The sequence below is a fragment of the Novacetimonas cocois genome, from assembly GCF_003311635.1.
Lineage (GTDB): Bacteria > Pseudomonadota > Alphaproteobacteria > Acetobacterales > Acetobacteraceae > Novacetimonas > Novacetimonas cocois.
The window spans coordinates 1-15,868 of record NZ_QEXL01000005.1; the positions used below are offsets into that span (position 1 = coordinate 1).

Below are 15,868 nucleotides of genomic sequence, written 5' to 3' on the forward strand. Positions count from 1 at the left end.
CCACATCGCAGCAAGCTTCATCTTCTATCTCAAAGAATGAGTCCTGAGCCTAGTGTCATGCCTTACAGTGTTGCTGTAACTCCGAAGCGGAAGGCCCGTCCGAGAACACCATTCTGGGCCCAGGACGAGTTGTAAAGGTAAGAACCGTAGGTACCGAAATCATATGGAGCCTTGAAATCGGTCAGGTTGTAGATGTTGACATAGCCAGCCCACTGCTTGTTGAACTGATAGTTCACAGTCATGTCGATGTCCCAGAAATGACGGACATTGCACTGCGTGGGATAGAAGCTACTGACGTCCTGATAGAGCGCATATTTGCAGTTTCCGGCTGTTCCCGGGCCATCGTTATCTTCCGCTGTGCCGTGGTAGCCGCTGGTGTAATAAACGGTGAACGTCGTCGAGAGCCTATTCCACGTGAAGGTATTCTGCCAGTTGGCGCGCCAGCGAGGCGTACCCGACGCAGAAGTCGTGTTCCATGGACCTTCGGTACCGGCAAAACGCTCTATGCCCACACCCGGTATGCTCTCGTTGAAACGGTGCACCCATGTTGCGTGACCGTTGCTGTACCAGTTGATCATCTTCAACGGACCAGGGAGGCGATGGGTAATCGAGAGGTTGAGGTCCACGCCATCGGTCATCATACTGTTGGCGTTGATATAGGATGACTCAATGATGCCTGCACGGCGCGGGGCGTCAGGATGCAGTGGGTCCGCAACGTCGGGGATCACCGTATCGCCGTCGATCATGACCGTCCTGTTGGTGTTCAAGGCCTCGTAAGCTGAAGCTACGGTTGCTGCCGGAATCGGGTTGGAGACGATGACGTTCTTTTCGCGAATGTACCAGTATTCCGCGCTGAACGTCGCCCACGGGACGGGATGGAAGACTGGACCACCCGTGAAGGTGGTGTTTGTCATGGGCTTGAGGTTCTTGTTGCCGACGCTTTCGCCACCAAGGCTGTAGGCTTGGGCGTAGTCGTCCTTGGTTCCGTTGGTGTTGAGATGCTGGTTGATCCAGGTCTGGTTCGAGGGACCATAAGAAGTGTAGCCAATCGTAGTGCCGTTTGTTTCATAGAAACTCGGGACCTGGAAGCCCTGTGACCATGTCCCGCGGAGCATGAACTCCTTGGTCGGCTTGAAGGTGACGCCGATCTTCGGGGAGAAGTGGCTGAAGCCTGTGGAATAGGAGTCGTAACGTCCTTGGAAATCGGCGTTCAGCATTTTCACGATTGGCGCATTCAGCTCGAAATATCCGGAATAGACATAACGATGGCCGATCGCGCTGAACGGATTGATGCTTTCATACTGGTTGTTGACGTTGGTGGTGTCGACCGGGTTGGCATTCGGAGCGTTGAAGCCTTCGTAACGGACGTTCGTTCCGACCGCGAGGTTCAGCATTCCGCCAGGCAGTCGCGTAAGTCCCTTGGTGACAGAGGCCTGCCAGGAATATTCTTCCGTATTGGAGTGGACGATTTCCGTTGGCGCGATGGCGTTCTTTGCCGCGGCGGAGTTTGCGGCTTGATCAACGAAATTATAAGTACCGTTCTCGATCGCATAATCAAGATCGGCGATGTTGATGTTGTTGCTATATTTCGTGGAGAGGTTGGTATTCATGCCGACAAAGCTGGAATCATAGTTCCAGTCGCCACCCCAACTTGACGGTTCCCAGCCTGTCAGATGTATGGACCCGCGGTAGTTCTGAGAGAACTGGGTTTCGGCCGTGGGGTCGATGAAGCGTCCGTAAAGCTGTGCGCTTTCACCGAGCGATGCATAAGGATTGTTGGGGTTCAGCGAACCGTTCGGCAGATAGGCAGGCGCGAGCACGCCCTCGCTCGTCCCAAGCTGGGATTGTGTGTTGGCGTAGAACGCGTTCGGGGTACCTGTATAATAGGACAGGTTCTGCGAGTAGGTGAACATGCTCACAAGCTTCACACGCGCGCCAAGCCTGACCGTGAGATGGGCGGTTGCTTCCACGCGACGGTCGTAAGGTGAAATCACGCCATACTTCGAAACCTTGTCCTGTTGGCACAAGGTGCTCACCGAACCCGTCGGTGTGCCGGCGACGTAGCCCGAATGGGCTCCGGACAGTCCTTTGCATCCGGAGGTGGGGTTCAGCAACTGATAGCCACTGAGCGCCTTTCCGTTACTGTCGACAGCCTGTGCCGTGACGCCGGTGGTTTGCGTGACGGCATTGGTAAATATTCCGTCAGAACCGAGAAGGTTACCATCAGCGTTTCCGCCGCCGATACCCGTGATGTTGCTTGTATTGTATGGATAGCCGAGCTGGCTGTTGGTGATCATGTCATCGGACTGGTATTCCGAGTTGACATAGAAGTTGTAACCATCCTTCGCCACGTCGCCCACGCCGTAGTTCGCGTAAAGACGCTGATGGCCGCCATAGCCGCCCTGGGTAAGGCCACCTTCCGCGTTGCCTTCGAAGCCCTTGATCTGTTCGCGCGTAATCATGTTGATAACGCCGGCAACAGCGTCAGCGCCATAAAGTGCCGAACCGCCATCTTGCTGGACATCAATGGTCTGCACCAGTGACGAGGGCATCCAGTTCGTGTCGACGAAGTTACGTGCGCCGTCGTCGCCTGCGGGATAATAGGACAGGCGCATGCCATCCATCATCACGAGCGTAGCGGACGTCTGGAGGCCACGCAGAGACGGTGCGGATGCACCACCCGCGAAGGCACCATTGGCGGAGAACGCGTTCGTCAGATTGCCCGAACCATTGGATGACAGAAGCTGAAGTGCGTCGGTCACGGTCTTGATACCGCGCTGCTGAAGCTGCTTGGCGGTGATCTGCTCGATCGGCGAAGCGCTGTTCAGGTTCTTGTCGCGGAACATTGTGCCCGTGACAACGATGCTTTCGGCGCCCGTCGAATTTCCGCTGCTTGCGGAAGCATTTTTCAATGCCGTCCTGCGCGATGTTGTGGTGGCCGACGTTTTGCCCGTCGCAGAGCGGTTTGGGGCCTTGCTTCGTTTTGTGCTGTCAGGGTCGTCCTGGGTGGTATTGACGGCCTGGGCTTGTGCCGAGTCGGCGGGGACTGTGACAGCGATGCCATTCAATGCAGAAAAAGCGAAAAGTATGATGTTCCGATGTGAGGCTGGCCTGACTTTCATGGAAAAACAATCCTCAAGCTGGAGAGCAAACCGGAGAGTTCGTCACGGAAAAACATCGTTCTGGGATAACAACATATATTAGCTTATAGCTTGAATGATCTGTTACAAAAAACATTAATTCTTACAAAAAACCATAGAACATAAATTTAATTCGATATGTATCCCGTGTTGCATTGAATCTTGTGTTTGCATCCAGGGGCGTCTCCCTGAATCAAGTGGAGGATCGAACGACCATTGAGTGCTGTAATTTCTGGCGCAAAAAACGAAGAGTGACAGTTCTTGGAGCCTGTTTGAAAAATCGGTCTGATGTGATTCAGGCTACAGGATGTGGACGCCAGAGCAGAGGGGCCGGATGGCCAGGGTCACGCGAAAGACGAAACGCTATCTGTCCGACATGACGGACGAGGAATGGGAGCGGGTCGCGCCTTTGATGCCACGCCCGGACATCGTGGAAAGCCGCGCGAAATTGAGTGCCGCGAGGTTATCAACGCGGTGCGCCATCTGGTGCGTTCGGGCTGTGGCTGGTGGATGTTGCCGATCCACTTCGGGCACTGGCGGACTGTTTACGGCTGGTTCCGTGAACTGGCCCGACGCTTCCTGTTCCAGACCATCCATGACGTGGAACTGATGAGGGACCGGGCTCAGGCAGGCCGCGACGCCAGCCCTACGGCAGCAGTGATCGACAGCCAGAGCATCAAGGCGCTTCACGCGAAAACAGGAGGCTACGACGCCGGTAAGAAGGTCGTCGGCCGCAAGCGCCACATTGCCGTCGATACGGATGGACGCCTGTTGATGATCAATCTTACCTCTGCCGACATCTCGGACAGTGCAGGTGCCCAGATGATCCTTGATGCCATCCGCAAACGCTGGCCCTGGTGAAGGACCTGTTCGCCGATGGCGCCTACGATCGGCTCAGGCTCATGGACAAGGCGGCTTATCTCGACTTCGTCCTTGAAATCATCCGCCGCCGCGAGGGCGCGAGAGGTTTTGAGGTACTGCCGCGCCGATGGGTCGTGGAGCGAACCTTCGGCTGGATGACCAGATGGCGGCGCTTGGTTCGGGATTACGAACGGCGCATCGACGTGTCAAAAGCCATGATTCTCGTCGCCATGGGGGCCAATCTCATGCGCAAAAACGCTCATCCGTGATTTTCCAAACAGGCTCTTACAACTGGCATCTGTATAAAAAGCGCCATTTTATCGAAAACATGTTCGTAAGACTGAAAGACTGGCGACGCGTTGCGACCAGATACGACCGGTGCGCTCATACACTCATGTCCGCAATCCAGATCGCAGCAAGCTTCATCTTCTACCTCAAAGAATGAGTCCTGAGCCTAACTCCCGTGCCCGAGGCGGTGGCCGGGTCGAAATCCGTGGGGTCGGGCCTGCCATGCGATCAGGAACCCGACAGCGACAAGTCCCATCACCGCCCAGGGGAATGACGCCGCGCCCCATGTGTCGAGCAGCGCGCCGCCCAGAATCCCCCCACCGGCTATGGCACTGTTCCATGCCACCACATTCATCGACAGCGCGACATCCGCGCCATCGCCGGCCGCATCGGCAAGCGCGGTCTGGAGCAATGTCGCGGCACCCCCAAATGTCAGCCCCCATATCGTGACGCCGATCATGATGATCGCAGGCGACGCTGATCCGATGGCGAAAGCCGCTGCCACGACCGCGAATATGGCGAGGCTGAGCAGGACGGACCGGCGCAGGGCGTGATCGACCGTGCGGCTGGTCAGCCAGATGCCGGCAAGGGCGGCAATACCAAAAAGCAGCAGGATGCGATCCGCCTGTCCCGCCAGCCCGGCCGGTGTCACGAACGGCACGATGTAGGTGTAGAGCACGTTGTGCGCGAGCATCCAGGCCATCACCACGCCCAGAACAGACCGCACGCCGGGCATGTGCAGGACATGCCGGAATGGCAGACGTTCGTCATGCGCAGCACCCGGAAAGTCAGGAACCTTCGCCAGCACCCACGCGATCAGCAGCACGGTCAGGCCCGACATGATCCAGAAAGCCAGACGCCAGCCAACAGAGGCTCCCAGCCATGTGCCAGCAGGAACCCCCAGCGAGAGCGCGATCGGCGTGCCCACCATGGCAATCGCCAGGGCGCGCCCCTGCTGGGCGCGGGTCACCATCCGGCGCGCATAGCCGGCCAGTAACGCCCAGGCGAGCCCCGCCGCCGCACCCGCTCCGTACCGGGCCACGAGGGTCACGCCGTAATGCGTTGAAAACGCGGTGATGGAATTGAACACCATGAAACCGATGATCGCCAGCAGCAGGACCCTCTTGCGCCGCCATCGCTGCGTGGCGAGCGTCAGCGGGATCGCCGCACTCAGCGAGCCTATGGCATAGGCCGTCACCATCTGCCCGGCGAGCGCCGGAGAAATATGCAGACCCGCGCCGATTTCGGGCAATAGACCTGCTGGCAGGGTTTCGGTCATGATGCAGATAAATCCGGTCATGGCCAGCGCGAGCAGGCCGGCAATCGGCAGGCGATCATCGGTTTTTTGCGTGGGTAATGTAATGGTCGGGTTCATGGAGTGCTCATATATGGATCGAACGATACACATATAGAGGGGCAGCATCCTTGGCAATCACTTCTGTATCACTTAATATGGAAGTCTTTCGGAAGGAGCGATAGCATGGCGCGGACCGGGCGTCCCCGTGAGTTTGACCGCGACAGGGCGATTGACGCCGCCACGGCGCTCTTCTGGGCGCAGGGGTATGAGCCGACCTCCCTGACCCAGCTCAAGGCCAGCATGGGCGATATCTCGCCTGCGAGTTTCTATGCCGCGTTTGGTTCGAAGGAAGCCCTGTTCCGGGAAGTCATTCAGCGTTATCTGGCGACCTATGGACAGGTCATGGCACCCTTGTGGGACGAGAGCCTGTCACCGCGCGAGGCCCTCGAACGGACGTTGCGCGGCTCGGCGCGCATGCAGTCTGCCCGCGCACATCCGACCGGGTGCCTGGTCGTATGCGGTGCCAGCAACTGCTCACCTGAAAACGAACCCGTCCAGGCGCTCCTCGCAGCGGAACGGCAGCGTACGCGTACGGGCATCAGGGCATGTGTAGAGCGTGCCATCGCCAATGGTGAATTGAACGCATCCCCGGCGACAGAGGCTCTGCCCGATATTCTAACGACTTTTTTCCACGGCATGACATGCGAAGCCCGGGACGGGATGAACTCGGACACTCTGGATGCGGCCGTCACGTCTCTCCTGACATTATGGGATATCAACGCGGCGAAGCAGGGGACAGAAAAACGGTTCCAAAAGCGCTGACGAACTGACGGCGGCGAGACGATCCGGACGCGGCACGAGTATTCCATATCAATCGGTCCATAAATCCTTGACCCCGTTCCGTGCCCCTATTATGGATCGGTCGGTATGGAAATGGTGTTGTTCGGAACACGACGCCATGTCTCCTCAAGGAATCCGATCATGAGCACATCAAAAATCGCCTTCGTCACGGGCGCCAATCGCGGCATCGGCTACAGCATCGCCAAGCATCTGACGGCCGCCGGCATCAGCGTGATCGGCACCTGGCACGCCAATGAAGGCGAGGCGAAAGCAGCCGAAACCGCCCTCAGCCAGAAGGACGCGAAGCTGCGCATGCTGCAACTGGACATCGCGAACCATGCGTCGTTCACGGATTTTGCAGGGCGGGTCAAAGCCCTTCTTGCAAGCGAGTTCGGGCAGGGGGGACTGAATTATGTTGTCCAGAATGCCGGCAACATCATCCACACGCGCTTTGATGCCGCGACGCCTGAACAGCTCGACAATCAATACAATATCCACTTCAAGGGTCCGTACCTGCTGACGGTAGCCCTTCTGCCCCTGATCCGTGATGGTGGCCGCATTCTCAACATCACCTCTGCCGCGACGCGTTTCTACCTGCCGGATCATGGGCCTTACGCGGCCATGAAAGCCGCCACCGAAGTCATCTCGCTCTATATGGCGAAAGAACTGGGCGAGCGCGGCATTACGGTCAATGCCGTTGCCCCCGGGGCGGTCGCATCGGATTTCGGCAATGGTCTGGTCCGTGATGATGCCACGATCAACAAAAGCCTCGCAGAGATCACGCCGCTGGGGCGTGTCGGTCAGCCCGACGACATCGGCGCCGCTGTTCGTGGCCTCCTGTCCGACGACATGCACTGGGTGAATGGTCAGCGCATCGAGGTGACGGGAGGGCAGTCACTTTGATCCCACACAGAAAAGGGCAGGGGGAGGCCGTATGATCAACGTTATGGCCAGCAGCGTCATCAATACACCCGTTTCGTCTGTATGGGGGCTGATCCGCGATTTCGGTGCCCTTGGTCGCTGGTTGCCGGGCGTGAAAAGCTGCGTGATTGAAAGCGATGATCCCGGTGACCGTGTCGGCGCGATCCGTCGTGTCGAAATGGGCGATGTCGGTGTGATCCGTGAACAGCTTCTGGCACTGTCCGACGTGGATCATGCGGTAACGTTCTCGATTATTGAAGCGGCTCTGCCGATCCGGAACTACCTCTCGACAATCACGCTTCTGCCCATAACGGATGGCGATCGCACGTTTATCCGGTGGCGTGGTCAGTTCGAAGCGACTGCCGAACATGCAGCCAGCATGGAGACCAGAATGCCGAGACACATCTATCAGCCAGCGTTCGACAGACTGGCGGAAATTCTGGCGTTGAGGGAAACACGGTCATGAGCAGCTTTGATGGTAAATCCGTTCTCGTGCTGGGCGGCAGTCGCGGGATTGGCGCCGCCATCGTGCGTCGCTTCGCAACCGATGGCGCGAAAGTCATTTTCACGTATCTGTCCTCCCCTGACGATGCCCAGGCCCTGGCGGCCGAGACCGGAAGCAAGGCCCTGCGCGCCGACAGTGGCGACCGGGACGCCCTCATCGCACTGATCGGCTCGCTTGGTCCCCTCGACGTGCTGGTCGTCAATTCCGGAATCCTTGGTGCGGGTGACCCGCTGGATATGCCGCCGGATGCCATCGACCGGCTTTTCCGCATCAATACCCTCGCGCCTTATCACGCGGCGGTTGCTGCCGCACGAAATATGCCCGACGGCGGCCGCATCATCTTCATCGGCTCAGCCAATGCAGACCGTATGCCGATGAGTGGCCTTGCCGCCTACAGCGCCAGCAAGGCCGCACTGAAAGGCATGGTCAAGGGACTGGCGCGCGATTTCGGTGCGCGCGACATCACCGTCAACGTTGTCCAGCCCGGCCCCACCGATACCGACATGAACCCCGCCGATGGTCCGCTGAAGGACGTCATGCACGACTTCATGGCGATCAAACGTCATGCCACGGGCGCGGAGATCGCGGGGCTGGTCGCGTATCTTGCCGGGCCAGAGGCAGGCATCATCACGGGTGCCGCATACAACATCGACGGTGGCTTTGCGGCCTGACGGAATGACTGATCCCCACCCATCCGCTGGAAAAAAGGAATGAGGATTATGACCCATTCATCCGCTAATGCCGCCAATGCGGGCACTTTCATGATCGGCGGCGATCTCGCCATTCATCGGCTTGGCTTCGGCGCGATGCGCATCACCGGCCCAGGCATATGGGGACCGCCCGCCGATCACGACGAGGCCATCCGTACGCTGCGGCGTCTTCCCGAACTCGGCGTCAACTTCATCGATACGGCGGACGCCTACGGGCCGGATGTCTCGGAATGGCTGATCAGGGAGGCGCTGCACCCATACCCCAAGGGACTGATGATCGCCACGAAGGGTGGCCTGACCCGATCGGGACCAGACATCTGGAAGCCGGTCGGGCGGCCGGAATACCTGCTCCAGCAGGTGCACAAGAGCCTGCGCAATCTCGGCGTCGAGCAGATCGATCTATGGCAGTTGCACCGGATTGATCCCAAGGTTCCGGCGGATGAGCAGTTCGATGCGGTCAGATCCTTCATCGACCAGAAACTCATCCGTCATGCGGGACTGAGCGAAGTATCCGTCGAAGACATCAAGGCAGCATCGAAGTTCTTTGATGTAGCAACCGTTCAGAACCGCTACAATCTCGTCGATCGCACCAGCGAGGACGTGCTCGATTACTGCACCGCCCATAATATCGGGTTCATCCCCTGGTTTCCGCTTGCCGCCGGCGACCTCGCGAAGCCCGGCTCAATTCTGGACACCATGGCGGGGAAATACGGCGCCCATCCCAGCCAGATCGCATTGGCATGGGTTCTGAAACGCAGCCCGGTGATGCTGCCAATCCCTGGCACCTCGAAGGTCGCACATCTGGAGCAGAATGTCGCTGCCGCCAGCATCGTGCTGTCCGACGAAGATTTCGCGGCATTGGATTCAGAAGGACGAAAGGCCTTTCAGTCAACGTCGTAGGGGAGCGCTCCCGGACAGTCACAGCCCCAGTGCCGAAAGGCCGGGGTGATTGTCCGGGCGTTGCTTTTCAGGCCAGCGGAACAGGCGACTGGCGGCTGGAATGGGTTGATCGTTGATTGATGCCGCACGGTAACGCATCAAACCATTTTCATCGAATTCCCAGTTCTCGTTCCCATGGGACCTGAACCACTGTCCGGTCTGATCACGCCACTCATAAACGAAGCGGACCGCGATCCGGTTGTCGCGAAAAGCCCAGAGTTCCTTGATGAGCCGATACTCCAGCTCGCGCTCCCATTTCCGCTTCAGGAATGTCACGATCTCTTCTCGACCATGGATGAATTCCGAGCGATTGCGCCACTGACTGTCAGGCGTATAGGCCAGAGCCACCTTTTCAGGGTCCTGACCGTTCCAGGCGTCTTCTGCAAGACGGACCTTCTGAACAGCGGTTTCGGCATTGAATGGAGGGAATGGGGGTCGGGACATTGGAAATTCCGCCTCTGGTTCGGGGAAGGATCGTTGGCTGATCCGGTGTCTGTCAGTGTTTTCCGGAATAACGTTTGACGAAAGGACAATGATCCCTCATTTCAGGACATGCCCATACGGATCGGCCTCCTGCTTTATCCCGACTTCCAGTTGCTTGATGCCGCCGGAGTGACGGCGGCCTTTGAGATTGCCAGCACGTTGGGAGACGCCGGGTATGAGACGACAGCCCTGTCCCTGCATGGAGGTCTGGTCCGCTCGTCTTCCGGCATGGCGATCGAGACCGTTCCGCTCGCGGCGGTGGGGGCCTTTGACACGCTTGTCGTTGTCGGGGGCGAAGGGCACAGGCAGGCCATGGCCTGTCTTGAACTGCAGGCCTTCATCCGACATCAGGCCGGCACGGCACGGCGGGTATGCAGCGTGTGTACGGGCGCTTTCCTGCTGGCGGCGGCCGGACTGCTCGATGGACGCCGCGTGACGACGCACTGGCAACAGGCCGAGGTCCTGAAAGCACGCTTTCCGGAAGTCAGGGTCTCGGCCGATGCCATTCATGTCCATGATGGTCCGGTCTGGACATCAGCCGGCATCAGCGCAGGAATAGACATGGCCCTGGCGCTGGTGACCGAAGATCTTGGCGCGGACATCGGGCGGCGCACGGCGCAGCAGATGGTGGTCTTCTATCACCGTCCCGGAGGGCAGTCCCAGTTCTCGGCGCTTCTTGAGATGGGGAGCACGCAGGAACGTTTTGACGATCTTCTGGGATGGATCCGGTCCAACCTGCAACAGCGCCTGACCGTGGACATTCTTGCCAGCCGGGTCAGCATGAGCCCCCGGAACTTTTCACGCAGTTTCCGGGCCGCCGTGGGGATGAGCCCCGCCAGAGCGGTCGAGAAACTGCGTCTGGAAGCCGCACGGGAACGGGTCGAGCAATCCGCGCTCCCCATCGAAACCATTGCCGTCATGACCGGATTCCACGATCCCGAGCGGATGCGGCGCGCCTTCGTGCGTGAGTTTCATCAGCCACCTCAAGCTGTCCGGCGAAATGCAAATTGCAATCCGAACTGAAAAATACCCGCGTTGCGCCCGGCCGGTGAGCGCCTGCTTCTGGCGGAACTGTCTGGCGAATATTTCGAGATTCTTTGGCGGCTTACTCCGTTTTTTTCGGATTGAACAGGTCACCAAGATTACGCGATGGCGATCATGTCAAGCTGCGCCGGAACATCAGCCGACAGTTCCAGCGTCGCTGCTGCAAGGTTCTCTGACAGATGAAAGGGGTTGGAAGTTCCCGGGATGAGAAGCAGGTTAGATGAACGGGTCAGCAGCCAGACCAGCCCCAAGTCTTTTCGAAAACGCCCTCAAGATTAGATAAATACAGCGGAATGTGCAGAGTGACAGTCGCGAAAACAGATCGGACAACCGGGGCTGGAGAATATCAGTATCGAAAAATGCTTTGATTATTGGCTGCCATCAAGAAGGGTTATCTTCATATTCCTGAATTCAGTCGTGCCGTTTTCGGAAAAGGCCATGACCCGGTCAGCACCGGCAGGTGGAAAGATAAGATCCGTTATGACAATCGAGCCATGGCGTGACAGGACCTCGATCGAGTTACGGTCAATAATGACATGTAATGAAATATCCCCTGTTGGGGCAGGCATGTTGACGATATGTTCATGACTGAACCTGGCTGAAAAATCGGTCAGCCCCGAACGTGACCGGTCAACGGTCAGTAACTGCCTTTTCATATCATAAACGATACCGGTGCCGATGCGGCCATCGGCCGTCGCCCGCACGAATATCCCGGCACGATCCGCGCTTTGCATATGCATGTTCATGTCAATATCCAGAACCTGACCATGTACATGGTCAGGTAACAGATGTTGTTCCGAAACCAGCTGCAACCCATCGAAAGATAGCGTCGGTCGGGCAGCGACCAATGCGGTGTAATGGCTGTCGGGTTCCAGGCAAAGCTGTGGTCGGCCATCAACGGTCCGAAGTGCCATGGTCATGGGCAGGGTCATCTGGCCTTTCCATGGTGATGTCGGAACCTGCGAAGCATAGTCCCAGTTACTCATCCAGCCGATGGTTACAGCGCTGTTTCCAGGCAGGCCAGAAAATGGGATGGCGGCATAATGGTCCGCCCCATGATCGAGCCAGTCATAGGCAGCCGGGTCTGATCCATCTGGCGGCAATCCCTCCGGCCGGAATGTCGTTCCGTCAAAGGATCCAACGAAATAGATGCTGCCTGATCCGCCTGCGATGCTCCATGGATTTATCCCCAGCATCAGAACCCATTTCTGTCGTGCTTCATTTCCGTCCAGTGGCAGGGGAAACAGCGATGGCATTTCCCATAACATTCCCGGACGAACAAAACCGGCAGGCCCGAAATCGCTGAGGAATGTCCAGTCCGTCAGGTTGGCTGATTTATACAGTTTCACCACCGGTGCATTCGCAACGACCGTTGTCATGACCCAGTACCCACCGGGTGCGTACCAGAAAACGCCGGGATCACGAAAGTGGAGTGAATCCGGCGACAATGTCAGGACAGGATCCTTCCGGTAGGGTTTCCATGTCTGGCCATCGTCAAGACTGTATGCAAGGGACTGGGCCTGCACCCCGGGTTCTCGGGATGCGTTTTTCTTGAAGACACTGGTGTGCAATGCCACCAGCGGTGGATTCTCCGCCGTGCCAAGTCCGGACGTATTATGGGTGTCCACAACGACTGTTCCGGAAAAAATGTCCTTTGTCTCATTGAATGGAAGGGCCACGTCCTGCTCATGCCAATGCAGCAGGTCCGTGCTGGTCGCATGCCCCCAGGACATATTTCCCCATTCCGGGGCTACGGGATTGTACTGGTAGAAAAGATGATAGACCCCCTTATGGAAAAACGGGCCATTGGGGTCATTCATCCAGTTACGTCGCGGGCTGTAATGCAACAGCGGGCGCCACTGCGGGGTGGCGCCCTGTAGTGGGGCGGTCTGTTGCGTGTCGGTTGCCTGCGCTGGCGACAGCGCAGGCAGGTTGGTCGATAATGCCATCAATACAGCCCACCATATCATTCCTGCCCGCATATTATTGACGTCTTCCCTTCAGAATGCGAGCGTCATATGAACGGTTTCCGCATCATTGCTGCTGTACGAACGAGGCGAGTGAGATATTGGCATTGGACGATGTTCTGGACTGCAGCAGGTCAAGCACAAACCCCTGGAAGTCCAGATCATACCGGTTTGCCGGGATATTGCCATATCCGCCCAGCCCGTTCTGACCATAGGACAGGTCGATCTGGGTTGTTGCATCACTGATCTGGATCTTCACGGTGGGTGCCAGTGCCCCGCCACGCCGGCCTTCTACCGTGTCGATGAACGATTCAACCAGGCCATTGGGCATCACGTAATGCGAATAGGCCTGAAAGGCACGCGGGTTCTGCTGGGGATCTGGATCGAAATCCGACCCTGCTGCGGTGTTGAGGTCGGTGGGATTGCCCAGCGCCAGACCGCTGCCCCAGTTCAGCGGCTCGAAATCGCTTCTCAGGCCATTGCCGACAAAACCGTAAACCCCATCTGGTCCATCCATGCCTGCGGCGAAGGTCGTGCGATGGCTGATGGTGAACAGATAGTATTTCCCATCCTTGATATAAATTTGGGGTCGTTCCGTCTGGTCATTGACACAGTTCGCGGAAATAAGGGGCGGCAGGAAACGCCATCGTGTCAGGGAACTGTCGGTGGATACAGCCAGGCCGATATTGGCTTTCTGGTATGTCGCCCCCGAATTCAGCACGGTATCCAGGTCTTCGGCATAGGGATCACCCGCCTGATAGCCCAGGTCGGCCGCCGTGCAGTCCTTTGCGCCGCGTTCGCCCGCCGTGTTGCCTTCGAATACCATGAATGTCTGTCCGGGATGCTGCGGATCCTCGAACGTGAAGGGATCGCGGAAAGAATAGAATTCATTCTGCTGTCCGGTCTGGTAATAGGTTCCATCGGGCTGCAGCAGGCCGGTATGGTTATTGAAACCGGTAAACCAGACATGGTTCAGGTCCGCATGGATCGTGCCGTTCGCCTTGGAAATGATCGCAACGGGGGGCGTGATGTTTGTCCCATCCGCCGTGCGGTTGAAGCCAAGTGCGGTATAAAACACCACCACCTCGTTCCCGTCCGTTTTCAGCAGGCGCGTCGATCCTGACCATTCGGCATTGTTGGTCAGTGTCGTGGAACCGAATACCTTGACGCTGGCCCCGTCGGGGAACAGGTGACCGCCATATATCCATCCCCCGTTACGCGGTCGCGCCGAAGCGGGGATTCCTGCACGGCGATAGAAATAGCTGATACGCGCATGCACGTGCCGATCATCAAAGGTGTATCCGGCATTGGGATCCGCCGTAAGCGAGAAAATGACTTCCCATCCGTTGTAGCTGAACTGGTTGGCGTGGGCATCGATCAATGTCCATGTATCCCACAGCCACACATCCGGGTTTGTCTGGGGAAAGTTGGCGGGAATATCGGGCATTGTCACGCTGGTCGGCATGGAATTCGCCCCGACCGCAACATTCGGGTTGGACCGGGCCTTGATCTGCCGCGCATCCGCACGTGTCCACCGGGAGGTGAACGTGTCGAACGGGCTGTAGGCCTGCTGCGAATGGGTGGTGGGTGCCGGAAAACCCGGAACCGGGGTTACCGTGGTCTGCGCATGTGCCGTGAAAAGGGGGACACTGCCCGCAATGGCACTCGCCAGGACCAGTCTGATGGCGGTTCCATACACTTTTCGGCCAGAATGACCGTTGCCGATTATTCTGGAGACATCCTGACTGGGAATTTCCATTTTTATGTGCTCCGGCATAGGATGATCCCGCACTTCAGGCGCCATGCCGAAGTACACGGGCTATGGACTCGACGTCATTACTTGTTCCACATCATTATTTCTGTCTATTTCAGGGCATGAAAACACGATCATGACTGTCGCGTCTATTTTCATTTTATTTGAGAATCATGTCGCCATATTTTGGAAAATACAGGAATGACATCTCGTCTCTCGAACGGCAGGCCCATGAAGAGGTTGCCCGGACAGGAAAATATTTTAACGCATTTTTAATGCAGGCCGGAAGAACAGCCAGGCGTTTTTATTTCCCCTCGGGAATGTCCCATTCCAATACCCGGACGGGAACTGCGGCGTTGTCCGCAGGCGCCTTCATGATGATCGCATGGCGGAAGGCGCGTGCGCCAGACCTGTCCATCGCAGCGGATTCAATGCTGACCACCTGCTCGGCCCGGGCCATTCCACCAGTGGGGAAAGTGTTCCCGACACTCATCATGGCCTGACGCACCACCGGGTCCGCCTGTTCCACGACCGGTTCATCATCCCAGTATATGCTCAGATGTGGTATGAGCCGGGCTGCGAGCACGGGCGTCATGCCCAGTACCAGACGCAGTTCCCCCACACTCTGGAACGGTGTGCCCGGTGGTCCGTAGGGCAGGCCGGCAGCAACGTAGGCAGCCGGTCCTCCGGGCAGTAAGGCTCCGTCCGATGAGGCAGGGAAGCGCCATGCACGGATGTTAAGGGTCAGTGCCTGCGCTTCGTGCATGTCCGACCCTGTTGCCCGCAACAGCGCCAGCAGCAGTCCGGTTGAGGCAATGTTGGGATTGATCCTGCCCGCTTCACTGGTGATCCGCAGGTCCAGCCGGGTGTTTCCGCGCCGGATCAGGTGGTCGGCGCCATCCGCCCCCCAATGCCCGGCCGAGGTATCCAGCAGGTGGAACGCTGCTTCCCATACCCCTCCGTCGGCTTCCTGCTGCAGGCGGACGTGAAGGCGCAGCAGATCGGTTGTATGTATCTGCCCCCGTCCTGCGGATGCGATGGCAAATGCCAGGAATGACAGCAGGACCACCGTCCATAATACGATCAGCAGCGCGAAGCCGCCATCGGTCATGGTTCGCAT

Annotated in this window: 13 protein-coding genes and 2 pseudogenes; 8 read left to right on the forward strand and 7 right to left on the reverse strand. The window is 57.9% G+C overall.

Annotated elements, in window-relative coordinates:
* Positions 1-62: 62 nt before the first annotated feature.
* The gene (locus NJLHNGOC_RS04625) at positions 63-3,122 is read right to left on the reverse strand and encodes a TonB-dependent receptor domain-containing protein (protein WP_113595335.1); all 3,060 of its coding nucleotides are present in this window, start codon (positions 3,120-3,122) and stop codon (positions 63-65) included.
* Positions 3,123-3,447: 325 nt separating this feature from the next.
* Between NJLHNGOC_RS04625 and NJLHNGOC_RS04630 the strand changes: the two are divergent.
* Together NJLHNGOC_RS04630 and NJLHNGOC_RS16260 are read left to right on the forward strand one after the other, a co-directional pair.
* Positions 3,448-4,270, forward strand: a pseudogene (locus tag NJLHNGOC_RS04630) (IS5 family transposase).
* 17 nt (positions 4,271-4,287) lie between these two features.
* Positions 4,288-4,446 (forward strand): annotated as a pseudogene (locus NJLHNGOC_RS16260) (IS5/IS1182 family transposase); the annotation flags it as partial.
* 9 nt (positions 4,447-4,455) lie between these two features.
* Here NJLHNGOC_RS16260 and NJLHNGOC_RS04640 read toward each other — a convergent pair.
* Complete coding sequence (locus NJLHNGOC_RS04640) at positions 4,456-5,664, reverse strand: MFS transporter (protein ID WP_113595336.1); 1,209 nt, start codon at positions 5,662-5,664, stop codon at positions 4,456-4,458.
* A 105-nt stretch (positions 5,665-5,769) separates the two neighbouring features.
* On the opposite strand from NJLHNGOC_RS04640, the gene NJLHNGOC_RS04645 reads away from it, so the two are divergent.
* From NJLHNGOC_RS04645 to NJLHNGOC_RS04665, 5 genes are all read left to right on the forward strand, one after another.
* Positions 5,770-6,408: a TetR/AcrR family transcriptional regulator gene (locus NJLHNGOC_RS04645; RefSeq protein WP_113595337.1), complete on the forward strand. Its 639-nt coding sequence runs from the start codon at positions 5,770-5,772 to the stop codon at positions 6,406-6,408.
* A gap of 159 nt (positions 6,409-6,567) precedes the next feature.
* A complete protein-coding gene (locus NJLHNGOC_RS04650) occupies positions 6,568-7,329 on the forward strand; it encodes an SDR family NAD(P)-dependent oxidoreductase (protein WP_113595338.1) in 762 nt (253 codons plus the stop codon).
* A 31-nt stretch (positions 7,330-7,360) separates the two neighbouring features.
* A complete protein-coding gene (locus NJLHNGOC_RS04655; RefSeq protein ID WP_113595339.1) occupies positions 7,361-7,813 on the forward strand; it encodes an SRPBCC family protein in 453 nt (150 codons plus the stop codon).
* Positions 7,810-8,523, forward strand: coding sequence for an SDR family oxidoreductase (gene bdcA, locus NJLHNGOC_RS04660; RefSeq protein WP_113595340.1), 714 nt, complete (start codon positions 7,810-7,812; stop codon positions 8,521-8,523). Before NJLHNGOC_RS04655 ends, bdcA begins: the two co-directional genes overlap by 4 nt.
* Before the next feature lie 48 nt (positions 8,524-8,571).
* On the forward strand, positions 8,572-9,462 hold the full coding sequence (locus NJLHNGOC_RS04665; RefSeq protein WP_113595341.1) for an aldo/keto reductase: 891 nt from the start codon (positions 8,572-8,574) through the stop codon (positions 9,460-9,462).
* 18 nt (positions 9,463-9,480) lie between these two features.
* Here the strand turns inward: NJLHNGOC_RS04665 and NJLHNGOC_RS04670 are convergent, their stop codons facing one another.
* The gene (locus NJLHNGOC_RS04670; protein ID WP_113595342.1) at positions 9,481-9,945 is read right to left on the reverse strand and encodes a nuclear transport factor 2 family protein; all 465 of its coding nucleotides are present in this window, start codon (positions 9,943-9,945) and stop codon (positions 9,481-9,483) included.
* Between the two features lie 108 nt (positions 9,946-10,053).
* On the opposite strand from NJLHNGOC_RS04670, the gene NJLHNGOC_RS04675 reads away from it, so the two are divergent.
* Entirely contained in the window at positions 10,054-11,007 is a 954-nt protein-coding gene (locus NJLHNGOC_RS04675) for a GlxA family transcriptional regulator (RefSeq protein WP_113595343.1), read from the forward strand.
* 119 nt (positions 11,008-11,126) lie between these two features.
* On the opposite strand, the gene NJLHNGOC_RS04680 is transcribed toward NJLHNGOC_RS04675, so the two are convergent.
* The 4 genes from NJLHNGOC_RS04680 to NJLHNGOC_RS04695 all read right to left on the reverse strand — a co-directional run bounded on the left by NJLHNGOC_RS04680 (position 11,127) and on the right by NJLHNGOC_RS04695 (position 15,868).
* Entirely contained in the window at positions 11,127-11,279 is a 153-nt protein-coding gene (locus tag NJLHNGOC_RS04680; RefSeq protein ID WP_113595344.1) for a hypothetical protein, read from the reverse strand.
* Between the two features lie 117 nt (positions 11,280-11,396).
* Positions 11,397-12,998, reverse strand: a complete 1,602-nt coding sequence (locus tag NJLHNGOC_RS04685; RefSeq protein WP_408890582.1) for a glycoside hydrolase family 32 protein — start codon at positions 12,996-12,998, stop codon at positions 11,397-11,399.
* 64 nt (positions 12,999-13,062) lie between these two features.
* The gene (locus tag NJLHNGOC_RS04690; protein WP_338045544.1) at positions 13,063-14,754 is read right to left on the reverse strand and encodes a glycoside hydrolase family 68 protein; all 1,692 of its coding nucleotides are present in this window, start codon (positions 14,752-14,754) and stop codon (positions 13,063-13,065) included.
* 298 nt (positions 14,755-15,052) lie between these two features.
* Complete coding sequence (locus NJLHNGOC_RS04695; RefSeq protein WP_113595347.1) at positions 15,053-15,868, reverse strand: type II secretion system minor pseudopilin; 816 nt, start codon at positions 15,866-15,868, stop codon at positions 15,053-15,055.